Source organism: Pseudomonas aeruginosa, from assembly GCF_001457615.1.
Lineage (GTDB): Bacteria > Pseudomonadota > Gammaproteobacteria > Pseudomonadales > Pseudomonadaceae > Pseudomonas > Pseudomonas aeruginosa.
In genome coordinates, this window is sequence record NZ_LN831024.1 from 1,970,585 (window position 1) to 1,987,480 (window position 16,896).

General features: G+C 66.4%; 17 protein-coding genes, 4 tRNA genes and 1 pseudogene. 18 read left to right on the forward strand and 4 right to left on the reverse strand.

Annotation, left to right across the window (positions count from 1 at the left end):
* Positions 1-33: 33 nt before the first annotated feature.
* The 9 genes from AT700_RS09125 to AT700_RS09165 all read left to right on the forward strand — a co-directional run bounded on the left by AT700_RS09125 (position 34) and on the right by AT700_RS09165 (position 4,341).
* Positions 34-109, forward strand: a tRNA-Ala gene (locus AT700_RS09125).
* A 48-nt stretch (positions 110-157) separates the two neighbouring features.
* A tRNA-Glu gene (locus tag AT700_RS09130) sits at positions 158-233 on the forward strand.
* Between the two features lie 93 nt (positions 234-326).
* Positions 327-402 (forward strand) — tRNA-Ala (locus AT700_RS09135).
* 46 nt (positions 403-448) lie between these two features.
* Positions 449-524: transfer RNA gene (locus tag AT700_RS09140), tRNA-Glu, on the forward strand.
* A gap of 157 nt (positions 525-681) precedes the next feature.
* The gene (locus AT700_RS09145) at positions 682-1,224 is read left to right on the forward strand and encodes a TetR/AcrR family transcriptional regulator (RefSeq protein WP_048520941.1); all 543 of its coding nucleotides are present in this window, start codon (positions 682-684) and stop codon (positions 1,222-1,224) included.
* 11 nt (positions 1,225-1,235) lie between these two features.
* Entirely contained in the window at positions 1,236-2,093 is an 858-nt protein-coding gene (locus tag AT700_RS09150; protein ID WP_016253169.1) for an alpha/beta hydrolase, read from the forward strand.
* Positions 2,094-2,205: 112 nt separating this feature from the next.
* Positions 2,206-2,853, forward strand: coding sequence for a bifunctional 4-hydroxy-2-oxoglutarate aldolase/2-dehydro-3-deoxy-phosphogluconate aldolase (locus tag AT700_RS09155; protein WP_003091412.1), 648 nt, complete (start codon positions 2,206-2,208; stop codon positions 2,851-2,853).
* Complete coding sequence (locus AT700_RS09160; RefSeq protein WP_058207833.1) at positions 2,853-3,347, forward strand: acyl-CoA thioesterase; 495 nt, start codon at positions 2,853-2,855, stop codon at positions 3,345-3,347. Before AT700_RS09155 ends, AT700_RS09160 begins: the two co-directional genes overlap by 1 nt.
* 34 nt (positions 3,348-3,381) lie before the next feature.
* On the forward strand, positions 3,382-4,341 hold the full coding sequence (locus AT700_RS09165; RefSeq protein ID WP_003104220.1) for a tRNA dihydrouridine(16) synthase DusC: 960 nt from the start codon (positions 3,382-3,384) through the stop codon (positions 4,339-4,341).
* Positions 4,342-4,355: 14 nt separating this feature from the next.
* Here the strand turns inward: AT700_RS09165 and AT700_RS09170 are convergent, their stop codons facing one another.
* Positions 4,356-5,102, reverse strand: a complete 747-nt coding sequence (locus AT700_RS09170; RefSeq protein ID WP_023118716.1) for an SDR family oxidoreductase — start codon at positions 5,100-5,102, stop codon at positions 4,356-4,358.
* Positions 5,103-5,118: 16 nt separating this feature from the next.
* Entirely contained in the window at positions 5,119-5,922 is an 804-nt protein-coding gene (locus tag AT700_RS09175) for a glyoxalase/bleomycin resistance/extradiol dioxygenase family protein (RefSeq protein ID WP_019682284.1), read from the reverse strand.
* A 157-nt stretch (positions 5,923-6,079) separates the two neighbouring features.
* Between AT700_RS09175 and AT700_RS09180 the strand changes: the two genes are divergently transcribed.
* Positions 6,080-6,529, forward strand: coding sequence for an Hsp20 family protein (locus tag AT700_RS09180; RefSeq protein ID WP_003091405.1), 450 nt, complete (start codon positions 6,080-6,082; stop codon positions 6,527-6,529).
* 43 nt (positions 6,530-6,572) lie between these two features.
* Here AT700_RS09180 and AT700_RS09185 read toward each other — a convergent pair whose 3' ends face one another.
* Positions 6,573-7,901: an SGNH/GDSL hydrolase family protein gene (locus AT700_RS09185; protein WP_003122262.1), complete on the reverse strand. Its 1,329-nt coding sequence runs from the start codon at positions 7,899-7,901 to the stop codon at positions 6,573-6,575.
* 111 nt (positions 7,902-8,012) lie between these two features.
* On the opposite strand from AT700_RS09185, the pseudogene AT700_RS09190 reads away from it, so the two are divergent.
* Together AT700_RS09190 and AT700_RS09195 are read left to right on the forward strand one after the other, a co-directional pair.
* Positions 8,013-8,923: pseudogene (locus AT700_RS09190) on the forward strand (LysR substrate-binding domain-containing protein).
* 79 nt (positions 8,924-9,002) lie between these two features.
* Positions 9,003-9,380, forward strand: a complete 378-nt coding sequence (locus AT700_RS09195; protein WP_003091402.1) for a RidA family protein — start codon at positions 9,003-9,005, stop codon at positions 9,378-9,380.
* A 92-nt stretch (positions 9,381-9,472) separates the two neighbouring features.
* On the opposite strand, the gene AT700_RS09200 is transcribed toward AT700_RS09195, so the two are convergent.
* Positions 9,473-10,366 (reverse strand): LysR family transcriptional regulator, encoded by an 894-nt coding sequence (locus AT700_RS09200; RefSeq protein WP_003091401.1) that lies wholly within the window; start codon positions 10,364-10,366, stop codon positions 9,473-9,475.
* A 162-nt stretch (positions 10,367-10,528) separates the two neighbouring features.
* On the opposite strand from AT700_RS09200, the gene leuC reads away from it, so the two are divergent.
* The 6 genes from leuC to AT700_RS09230 all read left to right on the forward strand — a co-directional run bounded on the left by leuC (position 10,529) and on the right by AT700_RS09230 (position 16,871).
* Positions 10,529-11,953, forward strand: a complete 1,425-nt coding sequence (gene leuC, locus AT700_RS09205) for a 3-isopropylmalate dehydratase large subunit (RefSeq protein WP_003091399.1) — start codon at positions 10,529-10,531, stop codon at positions 11,951-11,953.
* Positions 11,954-11,964: 11 nt separating this feature from the next.
* Positions 11,965-12,603, forward strand: coding sequence for a 3-isopropylmalate dehydratase small subunit (leuD, locus tag AT700_RS09210; RefSeq protein WP_003091398.1), 639 nt, complete (start codon positions 11,965-11,967; stop codon positions 12,601-12,603).
* Between the two features lie 71 nt (positions 12,604-12,674).
* A complete protein-coding gene (locus AT700_RS09215) occupies positions 12,675-13,436 on the forward strand; it encodes a class I SAM-dependent methyltransferase (protein WP_003115017.1) in 762 nt (253 codons plus the stop codon).
* Positions 13,437-13,494: 58 nt separating this feature from the next.
* Positions 13,495-14,577: a 3-isopropylmalate dehydrogenase gene (leuB, locus tag AT700_RS09220; protein ID WP_023117693.1), complete on the forward strand. Its 1,083-nt coding sequence runs from the start codon at positions 13,495-13,497 to the stop codon at positions 14,575-14,577.
* Positions 14,578-14,646: 69 nt separating this feature from the next.
* Positions 14,647-15,759, forward strand: a complete 1,113-nt coding sequence (asd, locus tag AT700_RS09225; RefSeq protein ID WP_030045989.1) for an aspartate-semialdehyde dehydrogenase — start codon at positions 14,647-14,649, stop codon at positions 15,757-15,759.
* 101 nt (positions 15,760-15,860) lie between these two features.
* Positions 15,861-16,871 (forward strand): aspartate-semialdehyde dehydrogenase, encoded by a 1,011-nt coding sequence (locus tag AT700_RS09230; RefSeq protein ID WP_003115016.1) that lies wholly within the window; start codon positions 15,861-15,863, stop codon positions 16,869-16,871.
* The last annotated feature ends 25 nt before the right edge of the window (positions 16,872-16,896 follow it).

The following is a 16,896-nucleotide window of genomic DNA, read 5'->3' on the forward strand; positions in this document are numbered from 1 at the left end:
ACTCAACGAAGTGAAGCGATCCAGCGGTACTTTGGGGCTATAGCTCAGCTGGGAGAGCGCTTGCATGGCATGCAAGAGGTCGACGGTTCGATCCCGTCTAGCTCCACCAAATTGCCGGGAATACGCGGTTGGTTTTGCGGATTCCTACGAAGGTTTCGTCCCCTTCGTCTAGTGGCCTAGGACACCGCCCTTTCACGGCGGTAACAGGGGTTCGAGTCCCCTAGGGGACGCCACTTCATGTTCATCCGTCCCAGCAATGGATGAACGTGTCGACGACCGGAAGGTTGTCGAAGCGATCGGAAGATCGCCCGCCTGATGGCGAATTCGGGGCTATAGCTCAGCTGGGAGAGCGCTTGCATGGCATGCAAGAGGTCGACGGTTCGATCCCGTCTAGCTCCACCACATTCCAAGGCCAGCATCGCTGGCCTTACTTTTCGAAGGTTTCATTGTCCCCTTCGTCTAGTGGCCTAGGACACCGCCCTTTCACGGCGGTAACAGGGGTTCGAGTCCCCTAGGGGACGCCACTTTTTCCCGCTCTGCGGGGCTCTATAGGGCCATTCCGAATTGGAATGGCCCTTTTGTTTTTCCCTTTTCGAATTTCCTGACAGACGGCCCGGCCGTACGCTTGCCGATTTTTATTATGCATATAATATTTCATCCATAATATTTTCGGGGATCGTCATGAGCGACAAGAAAACCCAGACCCGTGCCCGCATCCTCGGTGCCGCCACCCAGGCCCTGCTCGAGCGGGGCGCCGTCGAACCTAGCGTCGGGGAAGTGATGGGCGCGGCGGGGCTCACCGTCGGCGGCTTCTATGCCCACTTCCAGAGCAAGGATGCGCTGATGCTCGAGGCGTTCGAGCAATTGCTCGGCAAGCGCAGCGAACTGCTCGGCGAACTCGATCCCGGATTGTCGGGAAAGGAGCGTCGTGCCTTGGCGGCCGCCTTCTACCTGTCGCGCAAGCATCGGGACGCACAGGTCGACGCCGGTTGTCCGCTGCCGGCGACCCTAGCCGAGGTGGCGCGCCTGCCGGAGGGGTTTCGCGAGGTCTTGAGCAGGCATGTCGAGATCATGGTCGCCAGCCTGGCGGAAAGTCCCGAGGAAACCGACGTCGCCCTGGCCGACCTGGTGTTGATGATTGGCGGTTTGGCGCTGGCCCGGGCATTGGGGCCGGGCGAGCTGTCCGACCGGGTTCTGCGTGCCGCCAAGCAGGCGGTGAACTGAGGAGGTACGAGATGAGCAGCCTGACCTGGATTCGCGGTTTCAACGGGACGATCGGCCGCATCGCGCCGCGTTGGACGGCCGAGCGTATGCGTCGGGCGTTCATGATGCCTGGCGAGTGGCCGCCGAAGGATTGGGAGCTGCCGCTGCTGGCCAGCTCGGAGCGCGTCACTCTGCGCTTCGGGCTGTCGGTGTTGTGCTGGGGAGAGGGGCCGGCAGTCCTGCTGCTGCATGGCTGGGCCGGCAGGCCGACACAGTTCGCCCATCTGATCGAGCAACTGGTCGGCGCGGGTTATTCGGTGTATGCCCTCGATGCGCCGGCCCATGGCCGCTCGCCGGGCAGGGAGGCGAACGTGGTGCTGTTCGCCCACGCCTTGCTGGAGGCCGCTGGCGAGTTGCCGCCGCTGCGTGCGGTGGTCGGTCATTCCCTGGGTGGCGCGGCGGCGTTGCTGGCAGCCCAGATGGGGCTGCGCAGCGAAGCGCTGGTGACGGTCTCGGCGCCGTCGCGGATTCTCGAACAGTTGCGCCTGTTCGCTCGTTTCGTCGGTTTGCCGGCCCTGGCTCGCTCGCATTTCATCCGCCTGGTCGAGCGGCAGGCGGGCATATCCGCGGCGTGCCTGGATGTGGCGCGCTACCGTCTGGAAATGCCCGGACTGGTGGTGCATGCCGACGACGACACGCGCGTAGCGGTGGAAAATGCCGAGCGCATCCATGCCGCCTGGCCGGCCAGTCGCTTGCTGCGCCTGCCGGGCGGCGGCCACCACCGACTGCTCGGCGAGCGCAGGCTGAGCGAGTCGCTGCTGGCGCTGCTCGAGGAGCGCCCGGCGATGCGCGCTTGCCGGCGCGTGGAAAAGACGGCGAGCGCTTCCTGAGGCGCGTAGCAGAGGGGTTGTCGTTGTCCTGACCTCGGTTCTTCGGTAAAAAGCGCTGTGGCCCGCGCGGAGCGATCCGGCGGGGCGAGCCGTTTCGAATCGAGGAATGCCCATGACATTGCCGCTGGATCGGGTCCTGCTGCAGGCCAGCCCGGTATTGCCGGTGCTGGTGATCGAGGACGTGGCGCTGGCGCCCGACCTGGCGCGCGCGTTGTATGCGGGCGGCGTCACGGTGTTGGAAGTGACGCTGCGCACGCCGCAGGCGCTGGACGCGATCGCCGCCATCCATCGCGAGGTGCCCGAGGTCCTGCTGGGGGCGGGTACCCTGATCCACACCGAGCAGTTTCTCGAGGCACGCGACGCGGGCGCGCAGTTCGCCGTCAGCCCCGGATGCACGCCGCGCCTTGCCGCCGCCGCGGAGGATGCCGGCCTGCCATACCTGCCCGGGGTGATGACGCCTTCGGAAGTGTTGCTGGCGCTGGAGTACGGTTATCGCTCGCTGAAGCTGTTCCCGGCCGATGGCACTGCCAGCGTGAAAATGCTGAAAAGCCTGAAGGGGCCGTTCACCGGCATCCGCTTCTGCCCGACCGGCGGGGTCAACCTGGACAACCTGCTGAATTTCCTCCGCCTGCCCAATGTCGCCTGTGTCGGCGGCACCTGGCTGGCGCCGCCGAGCTTGATCCGGGCGCGGGCCTGGGATCAGATCACACAACTGGCCAGGGAAGCGCGCGAACTGGCCGGCAGCCTGGAGCAGCATTGATGAATTGGGACTACGCCGATCCGTTCGTGATCGACCTCAGGGTCCTCACCGAGGACATCGACGGGCTCGGCCACGCGAACAACGCCGTCTACGTCAGTTGGTTGGAGCGCTGCGCCTGGCGCCACTCGCAGCGGCTGGGCCTGGACCTGGCCGAGTACCGCCGGCTGGACCGGGCGATGGCGGTGCTGCGCCACGAGATCGACTACCTGGCCGCGGCCTACGAGGGCGACGAACTGCAACTGGCGACCTGGATCGTCGAGTCCGACCAGCGCCTGCGGATGAACCGGCGCTTCCAGTTGGTACGCCCGGCGGATGGCGCCACGCTGCTGCGGGCGCAGACCACCTTCGTCTGCATCGAACTGTCCAGCGGCAAGCCGAAGCGGATGCCGGCGGAGTTCATCGACGGCTACGGCCAGGCTCTGCTCGCCGGGCCTGACCCGTCGCGCGTCGGCCGGCAGGCATTCGCACTTTGTTCCGGGCGGCGGATTCTCTAGAATCCGCCGCCTGTCATTTTCGAGGTAGTGGTTCGTGCAAATCGCCCTGGCGCCGATGGAAGGTCTGGTGGATGAAATCCTCCGCGACGTGCTGACCCGCGTCGGCGGCATCGATTGGTGCGTCACCGAATTCATCCGCATCACCGATCGCCTGCTGCCGGCCACGGCTTTCCACAAGCTGGCGCCGGAGCTGCGCGACGGCAGCCGGACCCGCGCCGGGACGCCGATGCGTGTGCAGTTGCTCGGCTCCGATCCTGCGTGCCTGGCGGATAACGCCGCGTTCGCCTGTGAGCTGGGTGCCCCGGTGATCGACCTGAACTTCGGTTGTCCGGCCAAGACCGTGAACCGCTCGCGCGGCGGCGCGGTATTGCTCAAGGAGCCGGAGCTGATGCACGACATCGTCGCCGCCGTGCGTCGCGCGGTGCCGAGCGAGATTGCTGTGACCTCGAAGATGCGCCTGGGCTACGACAGTCCCGACGGCGCCCTGGATTGTGCGCGGGCCCTGGCCGACGGCGGCTCGGCCCATGTAGTGGTGCATGCCCGGACCAAGGTCGATGGCTACAGGCCGCCGGCGCACTGGGAATGGGTGGCGCGGGTGGCCGAGGCGGTGCGCGTGCCGGTGTTCGCCAATGGCGAAGTGTGGACGCTCGACGACTACCTGCGTTGTCGCGAGGTCAGCGGGGTGGAGGACATCATGCTCGGTCGCGGCCTGGTCTCGCGTCCTGGCCTGGCTCGGCAGATCGCCGCCTGGCGCGATGGCGGCGAAATCCGCGAGATGCCCTGGAGCGAGCTGTTGCCGCTGCTGCGCGACTTCTGGCTGCAGGCCCGGCGCAAGCTCGCCCCGCGCTATGCCCCGGGCCGTCTCAAGCAGTGGCTGGGCATGCTCACCCGCACCTATCCCGAAGCCGTCGAGCTGTTCGCACGGATTCGCCGGGAAAGCGATTGCGAAACCATCGACCGGCTGTTGCAGGTGTCGTTCAGCCAGGCGGCCTAGCTTGCGTACCAGGCCTAGCGGCCGCCGCTGACATCGATGAAGGTGCCGGTGCTGTAGCTGGCTTCGTCCGACGCCAGCCAGAGAATCGCCCGCGCGACTTCCTCCGCCGTACCGCCGCGTCCTAGCGGTATGCCGCCCTTCAGGCGTTCGATACGGCCGGGCTCGCCGCCGCTGGCGTGGATCTCGGTATCGATCAGTCCGGGCCGCACCGCGTTGACCCGGATACCCTCCGCCGCCACTTCCCTGGCCAGACCGATGGTCATGCTGTCGATGGCGCCCTTGGCGGCGGCATAGTCGATGTATTCGTTGGGCGATCCCAGCCGCGAGGCCATCGAGGACACGTTGACGATGCTGCCGCCGCGCCCGCCGTGGCGGGTCGACAGGCGCTTCACCGCCTCGCGGGCGCAGAGGAAGCTGCCGGTCACGTTGGTCGCGAATACCCTGTGCAGGCGCGCCGCGTCGATGTTTTCCAGGCGCGTCTGCGCTTCCAGCATGCCGGCGTTGTTGACCAGCACGTCGAGGCGGCCGAAACGTTCGTCGATGGCGGCGAACAGCCGCTCGACATCGCCTTCCTCGGCTACGTCGGCCGCCACCGCCAGGGCTTCGCCGCCCTGGCGCTCGATGCGCTGGCGCAGCGCTTCGGCGGCCTCGCGGTTGCGCAGATAGTTGAGGACGACCGCATAGCCGCGTTCGGCGGCGAGCAGAGCGGTGGCGGCGCCGATGCCGCGGCTGGCTCCGGTGACCAGCATGACGTTGCGCATGATGATGCTCCCCAGGTCAGTAGCGAGTGAAGGTCAGGTAGTCGGCGTCCCAGCCCAGGCCCTGCCAGAACAGGTTGGACAGCGGCGCGTCAAGGGCCGATTGCGCGCGGATCAGGCCGGCGCCGCGCGAGCGCAGGGCCTCCTCGGCGCTGCCCACCAGTTCCCGGGCCAGGCCCTGGCGGCGGGCCTGCGGCAATACGTAGAGCTCTGCGATCTCTCCGACCCGTGCCTGACCGTCCTCGATCTGCCACAAGTGGGCGAGGACGAAACCGCGGGGATGCTGCTGGGCCTCCGCCAGCCAGAGCAAGCGGTTGCGCGAGGCGGCCAGGAGCAGTGCCTGGATCGCCTGTTGGTCGCCGGCATCCAGGGTTTCCCCGGCTTCGCGGACATTGGCTTGCCAGAGCGCGGCCACCGCGGGGACGTCGTCGCCGCTGGCCAGGCGAACCCGGTGTTGCTCTGGCGTCGCATCGAGCTCCTGGCCGACCCGCAGCAGGTTGCCGTCGGGATCGACCAGGGCGAATTCGCGCATACCCCAGGGCTGGTCTTCCAGGGCCGTGATGCGTGGAATCCCCTGGCCGCCCAGGCCGAGGGCCGCGGCCTGGCGATGCAGCGCCTGGGCGTCCTCCAGGCGCAGGTAGGCAGCGCTGCAATTGGTCTTCGGTTCGAGCGCCTCGAACAGCGACAGGTGCAGCTCCAGGGCGCCGCGCTGGAGGATGGCGTAGGTCGGATAGCGAGCGCCAAGGTGGAAGCCGAGGGACTGGTAGAAGGCGCTGGCGCTGTCCAGATCGCGGCAGGGGAAGGTCGGGATTGCGCGTTCCATGGCGACGGTTCTCGAAAGGATGAGTTTCGATCTGAGCACGACGAACGGTCGTTCTCAAGGCTCTTGAAATACTTCCGACGATCCCTATCTAGTTCGTGCGGGATGCCGAAGACGGGTTCCGCACCAGAGTACTTGCTGATAATTCAGGAGATTCGCAATGAGCAACGCTTTTTCCCTCGCTCCGCTGTTCCGTCATTCCGTAGGCTTCGATCGCTTCAACGATCTGTTCGAGTCGGCCCTGCGCAATGAGGCCGGGAGTACCTACCCGCCCTACAACGTCGAAAAGCACGGTGACGACGAGTATCGCATCGTCATCGCCGCCGCCGGCTTCCAGGAAGAAGACCTGGACCTGCAGGTCGAGCGCGGCGTGCTGACCGTCAGTGGCGGCAAGCGCGAGAAGTCCACGGACAACGTGACCTACCTGCACCAGGGCATCGCCCAGCGCGCCTTCAAGCTGTCGTTCCGCCTCGCCGATCATATCGAGGTCAAGGCGGCTTCGCTGGCCAACGGCCTGCTGAACATCGACCTGGTCCGGCTGGTTCCGGAAGAAGCCAAGCCGAAGCGTATCGCCATCAATGGCCAGCGCCCGGCACTGGACAACCAGTAACCGTCAGCGGTGATCGAAAAAAGGCGCCTTCGGGCGCCTTTTTTCATTTCGTTGCGCTATCGGCCCGGGGCTCCGCCGGTAGGCCGTCGGGCACCTCGTCCAGCAGGACGTCGAGGTCGACGGCGGCCGCCATCGCCCGGTTGCCTTCGTCGCTGGGGTGCAGATGGTCGCCGGAGTCGTAGCGCGCGGCGAGCCGCGACGGCTGCTCCGGATCGCGCAATGCCGCGTCGAAGTCGATCACCGCATCGAAGGCGCCGGCATGACGGATCCACTCGTTAACCTGCCTGCGCAGGGCTTCCTTGGCGGGATGGTAATAATCGCTCAATGGCGTGCCGGGCAGTGCGCCCTCGAACGGCGTGAGGGTCGCGCCGACGACCCGGATACCCCGGTTGTGCGCCCGTTCGATCAATTGCCGGTAGCCGGCGATCAGCGCTTCCAGGGTGGGCGGTGCGGCATTCCGGGCGAAAGCGGTACCGGGCCAGGCAATGTCGTTGATGCCGAGCATCACCACCATGCTGCTTGCGCCTGGCTGGGCCAGTACGTCGCGGTCCAGACGTGCCAGCGCGCTCGCGCCCATGCCGTCGCTCAGCAGACGGGCGCCGGAAATCCCCGCATTGACCACGGCGACGCCATGCGGGGCCAGGCGTTCGGCGAGGAAGTCCGGCCAACGGCTGTTCCGGTCGAGGCTGGCGCTGGCTCCGTCGGTGATCGAGTCGCCGAGCGTCACCAGCGTCCGCGTTGCCGTTTCGGTTTCGACCAGGATACCTGTCAACAGCAGGCGCGCGCTGGTGCTCTGGCTGTCCGCCGCGTCCAGCTGCAATGCGTGGCTTTGGGTCTGCTCGCCGGCGACGATCCAGCCCGTCTGGCGGCCGTCCCAGTGGAAGGTTTCCATGGGCGTGGCGGCCGGCAGGTAGAGACTCACCAGCACCTGCGAGAGCGCGGCCACCGGCATCGCCACCGGATCGCTGAGTAGCGTGGCGCCGGGCGCGATGGTCGCCGTCCGGCGTCCGCCAAAGGTCACGTCATGCAGGCTGCCGGTGGCGACCGCGGCGCGCTCGGAACCCGGTTTGGCCAGGGTGGCCCGGCCGATCCGGATCGGGCGCCTTCCATAGGTATTTGCCAGGACGATGCGCACGCGCGTTCCTCCCAGGCTGATTCGCGCCAGTTGCCGCACCGTCTGGTCGTGCAGTTCGGCCGGCACGTTGCTGGGAAACAGGAAGTCCTCAGCCCAGACCGGCTGCGGGCTGGCCTGCCAGCTGGCGGTCCAGGAAGCGGCCGGCGCGGCGCAGGCGTACAACAGGCTCGTCGCGAGCGCGAAGGCCCGGGTTGCGCTGGAGGTCGCGGCGGGAAGTCTTTCGATGGGTCGTTTCATGTCGTTGAATTCAGTGGTTATCCTGTAGCTGATGATGAATTCAAAGATTTAAGGGGAATAGGCCGTAGCGGGGAACATCATTTATGAAGCGAAATCATCAGGCAGGGCGCCATGGCCCGGCTTGAAGTCAACCGTTCCGGCGAACTGGAGGTGTTTGCCCGGGTCGTCGAGTCGGGGGCTTTTCCGCCGCCGCTCGACGTTGCGGCATGACGCCCTCGGCAGTCAGCAAGTTGATCACCCGGCTCGAACAGCGCCTGGGAACCCGCTTGCTGAACCGCTCCACCCGACAATTGCAACTGACACCCGAGGGATGCGCGTTCTACGAGCGCGGGGTGCGTATCCTGGCCGACCTGGAGGAGGCCGAGCGGTGTGCGAGCGAAAACGCGGCGCCGCGTGGGCGCTTGCGAGTCAACGCCAACGTGCCTTTCGGGCATCACTTCCTGCTGCCGCTGGTGCCCGAGTTCCTCGCGCAGCATCCCGAGGTGACGCTGGATATCGTGCTGACCGATGAGGTCGTCGACATCCTCGAGCAGCGCACCGACGTGGCCGTGCGCGCGGGGCCGCTGAAAAGCTCGAGCCTGGTGGCGCGCAAGCTGGGGAGCACGCGCATGCTGATCGTCGGTGCGCCGGCCTATCTGGCCCGGCATGGCATGCCGGCCACGCCGCAGGCGCTGCTGGGGCACAACCGCCTCGGCGCCAACTATGTGCGAGCGCGCTCCGGCTGGCCGTTGCGGGACGGTGGCGAGGAACTCGTGGTGCCGTTGTCGGGCAACGCCCAGGCCAGCGATGGCGAGGCGCTGCGCCGTCTGGCCGTGGCCGGCCTGGGCCTGGCGCGGCTGGCCGCGTTCCAGGTGCGCGAGGACATAGCCGCCGGGCGCCTGATTCCCGTGCTCGAGGCATACAACCCGGGCGACCTGGAGGAAGTCCACGTCGTCTACGTCGGCCAGGGCGGCTATCTGCCGCTGCGCGTGCGGGCGTTCCTGGACTTTCTGGCGGAGCGCGTCGATATGAGCCAGGGTTGATCGCAGTGCTACATGAATACGCCGATTCCGCGGCCGAAAGCTTTTCTTCCTAGCGCTTCATCCACAGGAGGCAATCCAGATGAGCGATGACATCCAGCGTTACCCCAGCAGCCTGCCGTTTCCCTTTTCCCGCGCGGTGCGGGCCGGCGGCTTCCTGTTTCTTTCCGGACAGGTGCCGATGAGTCCGACCGGCGAGGTGGTACGTGGCGATATCCAGACCCAGACCGAAGCGGTGATGGCACGCATCGGCGAGACCCTGGAGAGCTGTGGCGCGCGTTTCGACCAACTGGTGAAGGTCACCGTCTGGCTGTCGGACATGGCCCACTTCGCCGGTTTCAACGAGGTCTACCAGCGTCATGTGCAGGGGGCCTTGCCGGTACGCTCGACGGTGACCGCCGGGCTGGCGCTGGGGGTCGACGTGGAGGTCGAGGTGCAGGCGTGGGTCGGCGAGGGCTGAGTCGCGAGGGCATTGGCATGCAGGTCGGGTGAGCGCTGGCCGCGGACGGCAAAGAGGGGAGGGCCTACCCGTGGCGTCCGACCTGAATCGCTTCAGGCCGCTGGAGTGCCGTTGCCGAATGCCTGTTCGTCGAGCAGGCGCATGAAGGCGCGCGCGGCGTTCGACAGGGTCCGCTCAGTGTGCAGGATATAGCCGAGCTGGCGGCTGAGTTGGATGTCCTGCAGCGGCAGGCGCACCACCTGGTCGTCGAGCATGGTCCGCGGCAGCACGCTCCAGGCCAGGCCGATGGAGACCATCATCTTGATGGTCTCCAGGTAGTTGGTGCTCATGGCGATGTTCGGCGTCAGCCCTTCGGCTTCGAACATGCGCCGCACGATGTGGTGGGTGAAGGTGTTGCCGCCGGGGAATACCGCGGGGTGCTTGGCGACGTCGGCGAGGAACACCGTGCCCTGTCGGGCCAGCGGGTGCTCCGGGGCGGCGACGAAGTCCAGCGGGTCGTCCCACACCGGGACTGCGCGCACCGGTTCGGCGGTTTCCGGGGCCAGGGTGATCACCGCCAGTTCCGCACGACCATGAAGGATCTCCTCGTAGGCCACTTCCGAATCCAGGAACTGGATATCCAGCGCCACCTGCGGATGCGCCCGGGTGAAGGCGCGCAGCAGCGGCGGCAGGCGATGCAGGCCGATGTGGTGGCTGGTGGCCAGGACCAGCCGGCCGCTGACCTCGCCGGTGAGGTTGTTCAGCGCCCGGCGGGTGTCGTCGAGCACGTTGAGCAACTGGTAGGCGCGCGGCAGCAGGGCGCGGCCGGCCTCGGTGAGGTTGACCTCGCGGCCGACCCGGTCGAACAGCCGGGCATTGAGCTGCTGTTCGAGGGCGGCGATGCGCTTGCTCACCGCCGGTTGGGTCAGGTGCAGGCGCTCGCCGGCTTCGGAGAAGCTGCCGGTCTCGGCAATGGCGATGAAGGTGTTGAGGCTGTTCAGGTCCATTGCGGGCCTCCGCTGGTTTCGGCTGCCCGGAGCTTAGCGCCAATGGATTCCTGTTGGGAATGCTTTGGATGAAAAATATGAATTTGAGTTATTCGTAGACAAGCCATAGGATCATCCTCACAAGCCCTGTGGGCATAGAAATGAGCTGATGAGGAAATCCCGATGGCCGGCAAGACCCTCTACGACAAACTCTGGGACATGCACCTGGTCAAGCAGCGCGACGACGGTTCGGCGCTGATCTACATCGACCGCCATATCCTGCACGAAGTGACCTCGCCGCAGGCCTTCGAGGGTCTTCGCCTGGCCGGGCGCAAGCCGTGGCGGATCGACGCCAACATCGCCACCCCGGACCACAACGTGCCGACCACCCGCACCGAGCGCAAGGGCGGCATCGCCGCCATCGCCGACGAGGTCTCGCGCCTGCAGGTGCAGACCCTCGACGAGAACTGCGACGACTTCGGCATCACCGAATTCAAGATGAACGACGTGCGCCAGGGCATCGTCCATGTGGTCGGTCCGGAGCAGGGCGCGACCCTCCCGGGGATGACCGTGGTCTGCGGCGACTCGCACACTTCCACCCACGGCGCCTTCGGCGCGCTGGCCCACGGCATCGGCACTTCCGAGGTCGAGCATGTGCTGGCGACCCAGTGCCTGGTGGCGAAGAAGATGAAGAACATGCTGGTCAAGGTCGAAGGCAGGCTGCCGGCCGGCGTCACGGCGAAGGATATCGTCCTCGCGGTGATCGGCAGGATCGGCACCGCCGGCGGCAACGGCCACGCCATCGAGTTCGCCGGCAGCGCCATCCGCGACCTGTCCATCGAAGGGCGGATGACCATCTGCAACATGTCGATCGAGGCGGGCGCCCGCGTCGGCCTGGTCGCCGTCGACCAGAAGACCATCGACTACGTGAAGGGCCGGCCCTTCGCGCCGAGCGCCGAGCAATGGGACCAGGCCGTCGCCTGCTGGCAGGGGCTGGTGTCGGACGCCGATGCCCGCTTCGATACCGTGGTCGAGCTGGACGCCGCGCAGATCAAGCCGCAGGTCAGCTGGGGCACGTCGCCGGAAATGGTCCTGGCGGTGGACCAGAACGTGCCGGACCCGGCCCGCGAGAGCGACCCGATCAAGCGCGGTTCGATCGAGCGCGCCTTGAAGTACATGGGCCTGCGGCCGAACCAGGCGATCACCGACATCCAGCTGGACCGGGTATTCATCGGTTCCTGCACCAACTCGCGGATCGAGGACCTGCGCGCTGCCGCCGAAGTGGCCAGGGGCCGCAAGGTCGCCGCGACCATCAAGCAGGCGCTGGTGGTGCCGGGTTCCGGGTTGGTCAAGGAGCAGGCCGAGAAGGAAGGCCTGGACCGGATCTTCATCGAGGCCGGCTTCGAATGGCGCGAGCCGGGCTGTTCCATGTGCCTGGCGATGAACCCGGACCGGCTGGAGAGCGGCGAACACTGCGCCTCGACCTCCAACCGCAACTTCGAGGGCCGTCAGGGCGCCGGTGGCCGTACCCACCTGGTCAGCCCGGCGATGGCCGCCGCCGCGGCCGTCAACGGCCGCTTCATCGATGTCCGCGAATTGCTCGCCTGAGGAGAACCGAGATGAAACCCTATACCCAGACGACCGGTCTCGTCGCTCCGCTGGATCGCGCCAACGTCGATACCGATCAGATCATTCCCAAGCAATTCCTCAAGTCGATCAAGCGCACCGGCTTCGGCCCCAACCTGTTCGACGAATGGCGCTACCTGGATGTCGGGCAGCCGGGACAGGACAACTCGAAGCGTCCGCTGAACCCGGACTTCGTCCTCAACCAGCCGCGCTACCAGGGCGCCAGCGTACTGCTGGCGCGGGAGAACTTCGGCTGCGGCTCGTCCCGCGAGCACGCGCCCTGGGCGCTGGACGAGTACGGTTTCCGCACGGTGATCGCACCGAGCTATGCCGACATCTTCTTCAACAACAGTTTCAAGAACGGCTTGCTGCCGATCATCCTGCCCGAGGCCGAGGTGGACGAACTGTTCCGCCAGGTCGAGGCGAACGAAGGCTACCAGTTGTCCATCGACCTGGCGGCGCAGACCGTTACCCGTCCTGATGGCAAGGTGCTGGGGTTCGAGGTCGACCCGTTCCGCAAGCATTGCCTGCTCAACGGCCTCGACGACATCGGCCTGACGCTGCAGGACGCCGATGCGATCCGTGCCTTCGAGGACGGCTACCGCCAGCAGCAGCCCTGGCTGTTCCGCTGAGCGCCACGCGAGTCCCCTTGCCGGGCGCATCCTGGGTAGGGTGCGCCCGGTTTTTCTCCCGGAGTAGGTTCATGAGCGACCACGATGACGTTGTCCAGCGCCAGTTCGGCGCCCAGGCTTCGGCCTACCTGAGCAGCGCCGTGCATGCCCAGGGCGAGGAATTCGCCTTGCTGCGCGACGCCCTGGCCGGGCGCCCGGAAGCGCGGGTCCTCGACCTGGGCTGCGGCGCCGGCCACGTGAGCTTCCAGGTCGCCGCCCTGGCAGGGGAGGTGGTGGCCTACGATCTTTCCGCCGAGATGCTCGCCGTGGTGGCGCAGAGCGCCGCGGAACGGGGCATGGCGAACATCCGCACCGAGCAGGGCAAGGCGGAGAGCCTGCCCTTCGCCGACGGCGAGTTCGATTTCGTCTTCAGTCGCTATTCCACCCATCACTGGCGCGACGTCGGCCTGGCCCTGCGCGAGGTGCGGCGGGTGCTCAAGCCCGGCGGGGTGGCGATCTTCGTCGACGTGGCGGCGCCCGGGCAGGCCTTGCCGGACACCTTCCTGCAGACCGTCGAGCTGCTCCGCGACACCAGCCATGTGCGCAACTACTCGCCGGCCGAGTGGGCGCGCCTGAGCGGCGAGGCGGGGTTGCTGGTCACCGGAAGCCGGCGCCAGCGTCTGCGCTTGGAGTTCCAGTCGTGGGTCGAGCGGATGCGTACGCCGGAGGTGTTCCGCCAGGCGATCCGCAGCCTGCAGCTGGCGGTGGGCGAGGAAGTCAGAGAGTATTTCGAGATTGCCGACGACGGCTCGTTCAGCACCGACGTGCTGGTGCTGTGGCTGCGTCGGGAGTGACGGTTCGATCACGGCGGCGCATGCCCGCCGTTCAATGAATGAAGGACAAGAGGGTGTTATGAGCAAGCAGATCCTGGTTCTCCCCGGTGACGGTATCGGTCCGGAAATCATGGCGGAAGCGGTCAAGGTGCTGGAGCTGGCCAACGACAGGTTCCAGCTCGGCTTCGAACTGGCCGAGGACGTCATCGGTGGCGCGGCCATCGACAAGCACGGCGTGCCGCTGGCCGACCAGACCCTGCAGCGCGCGCGCCAGGCCGATGCGGTGCTGCTGGGCGCGGTAGGAGGGCCGAAATGGGACAGGATCGAACGCGATATCCGTCCCGAGCGCGGTCTGCTGAAGATTCGTTCGCAACTGGGCCTGTTCGCCAACCTGCGTCCGGCCATCCTCTACCCGCAACTGGCCGCGGCCTCCAGCCTGAAGCCGGAAGTGGTCGCCGGGCTGGACATCCTCATCGTCCGCGAACTGACCGGCGGCATCTACTTCGGCCAGCCCCGCGAACAGCGCGTGCTGGAGAACGGCGAGCGCCAGGCCTACGACACCCTGCCGTACAGCGAGAGCGAAATCCGTCGTATCGCCCGCGTCGGTTTCGACATGGCCAGCGTACGCAACAACAGGCTCTGTTCGGTGGACAAGGCCAACGTCCTCGCCTCCAGCCAGCTGTGGCGGGAAGTGGTGGAAGAGGTGGCGAAGGACTACCCGGACGTCGAGCTTTCCCATATGTACGTGGACAACGCCGCCATGCAGCTGGTGCGCGCGCCCAAGCAGTTCGACGTGATGGTCACCGACAACATGTTCGGCGACATCCTGTCGGATGAGGCTTCCATGCTGACCGGTTCCATCGGCATGCTGCCTTCTGCCTCGCTCGACGCGAACAACAAGGGCATGTACGAACCCTGCCACGGTTCCGCCCCGGACATCGCCGGTCAGGGCATCGCCAACCCGTTGGCGACCATCCTCTCGGTCTCGATGATGCTGCGCTACAGCTTCAGCCAGGCGACCGCCGCCGACGCCATCGAGCAGGCGGTGAGCAAGGTCCTCGACCAGGGGCTGCGCACCGGCGACATCTGGTCCGAAGGCTGCCGCAAGGTCGGCACCCGGGAAATGGGCGATGCCGTAGTCGCGGCACTCAAGAATCTGTAATCTGACGGGCTTGGCCGGCGCCATGATGGCTGCCGGCCAGCTCACTTCTCTCATATAGGTGTAGTTGCGATGAAGCGTGTAGGTCTGATCGGTTGGCGCGGGATGGTGGGTTCCGTACTCATGCAGCGGATGCTGGAAGAGCGGGACTTCGACCTGATCGAGCCGGTGTTCTTCACCACGTCGAACGTCGGTGGCCAGGGCCCGGAAGTGGGCAAGGACATCGCTCCGCTGAAGGACGCCTACAGCATCGACGAGCTGAAGACCCTCGACGTGATCCTGACCTGCCAGGGCGGCGACTACACCAGCGAAGTATTCCCCAAGCTGCGCGAGGCCGGCTGGCAGGGCTACTGGATCGATGCTGCCTCCAGCCTGCGCATGGAAGACGACGCGGTGATCGTCCTCGACCCGGTCAACCGCAAGGTCATCGACCAGGCCCTGGACGCCGGCACCCGCAACTACATCGGCGGCAACTGCACCGTCAGCCTGATGCTGATGGCCCTGGGCGGGCTGTTCGACGCCGGCCTGGTCGAGTGGATGAGCGCCATGACCTACCAGGCCGCCTCCGGCGCCGGTGCGCAGAACATGCGTGAACTGCTCAAGCAGATGGGCGCCGCCCATGCATCGGTGGCGGATGACCTGGCCAACCCGGCCAGCGCGATCCTCGACATCGACCGCAAGGTGGCGGAGACCCTGCGCAGCGAAGCCTTCCCCATCGAGCATTTCGGCGCGCCGCTGGGCGGCAGCCTGATCCCCTGGATCGACAAGGAACTGCCCAACGGGCAGAGCCGCGAAGAGTGGAAGGCCCAGGCGGAGACCAACAAGATCCTCGCCCGCTTCAAGAACCCGATCCCGGTCGACGGTATCTGCGTGCGCGTCGGCGCCATGCGTTGCCACAGCCAGGCACTGACCATCAAGTTGAACAAGGATGTGCCGCTGACCGACATCGAGGGCCTGATCAGCCAGCACAATCCCTGGGTCAAGCTGGTGCCGAACCACCGCGAGGTAAGCGTGCGCGAGCTGACCCCGGCCGCCGTCACCGGCACCCTGAGCGTTCCGGTCGGGCGCCTGCGCAAACTGAACATGGGCTCCCAGTATCTCGGCGCCTTCACCGTCGGCGACCAGTTGCTGTGGGGCGCTGCCGAGCCGCTGCGGCGCATGTTGCGCATCCTGCTGGAGCGCTGATCGATCCGGCGCCGCCCGCAATGGGCGGCGCCTCGATTGCCTGGGCGAAGGTGGGCAAGTAAAGTGCCACGCCTATTTCGCAGACCGCCGAGGCTTTTCCCATGTCCCAGCCCCTCAATGTCGCAGTCGTAGGCGCCACCGGATCGGTTGGCGAGGCTCTGGTCGGTCTCCTCGACGAACGCGACTTCCCGCTTCATCGTTTGCACCTGCTGGCCAGCGCCGAGTCGGCCGGGCAGCGCATGGGTTTCGCCGAAAGCAGCCTGCGCGTCGGCGATGTCGATAGCTTCGATTTTTCCAGTGTCGGCCTGGCCTTCTTCGCCGCGGCAGCCGAGGTGTCGCGTGCCCATGCCGAGCGCGCCCGCGCGGCGGGTTGTTCGGTGATCGACCTGAGCGGCGCCCTGGAACCGAGCGTCGCACCGCCGGTCATGGTTTCGGTGAATGCCGAACGCCTGGCCTCGCAAGCGGCGCCGTTCCTTTTGTCCAGTCCTTGCGCCGTAGCCGCCGAACTGTGCGAAGTGCTGGCGCCACTCCTGGCCACGCTGGATTGCCGGCAACTGAACCTGACAGCCTGCCTCTCCGTCTCCAGCCTGGGGCGCGAAGGGGTCAAGGAACTCGCCCGGCAGACCGCCGAACTGCTCAATGCGCGCCCCCTGGAGCCGCGTCTCTTCGACCGCCAGATCGCCTTCAACCTGCTCGCGCAGGTCGGAGCGGTGGATGCCGAGGGACACAGCGCGATCGAGCGGCGCATCTTCGCGGAGGTGCAGGCCTTGCTTGGCGAGCGTATCGGACCGTTGAACGTTACCTGCATCCAGGCGCCGGTATTCTTCGGCGATAGCCTCAGCGTGACCCTGCAGTGCGCGGAACCGGTGGACCTGGCCGCGGTGACGCGGGTCCTCGATGCGACGAAAGGTATCGAATGGGTCGGCGAGGGCGATTATCCGACGGTGGTCGGCGATGCCCTCGGCCAGGACGAGACCTATGTCGGCCGGGTGAGGGCGGGGCAGGCTGATCCCTGTCAGGTCAATTTGTGGATTGTGTCTGATAATGTGCGAAAAGGTGCCGCGCTGAATGCCGTGCTCCTGGGTGAGTTGTTGATAAAACACTATCTGTAAAAGATACTTACCCACAGATTTGTAG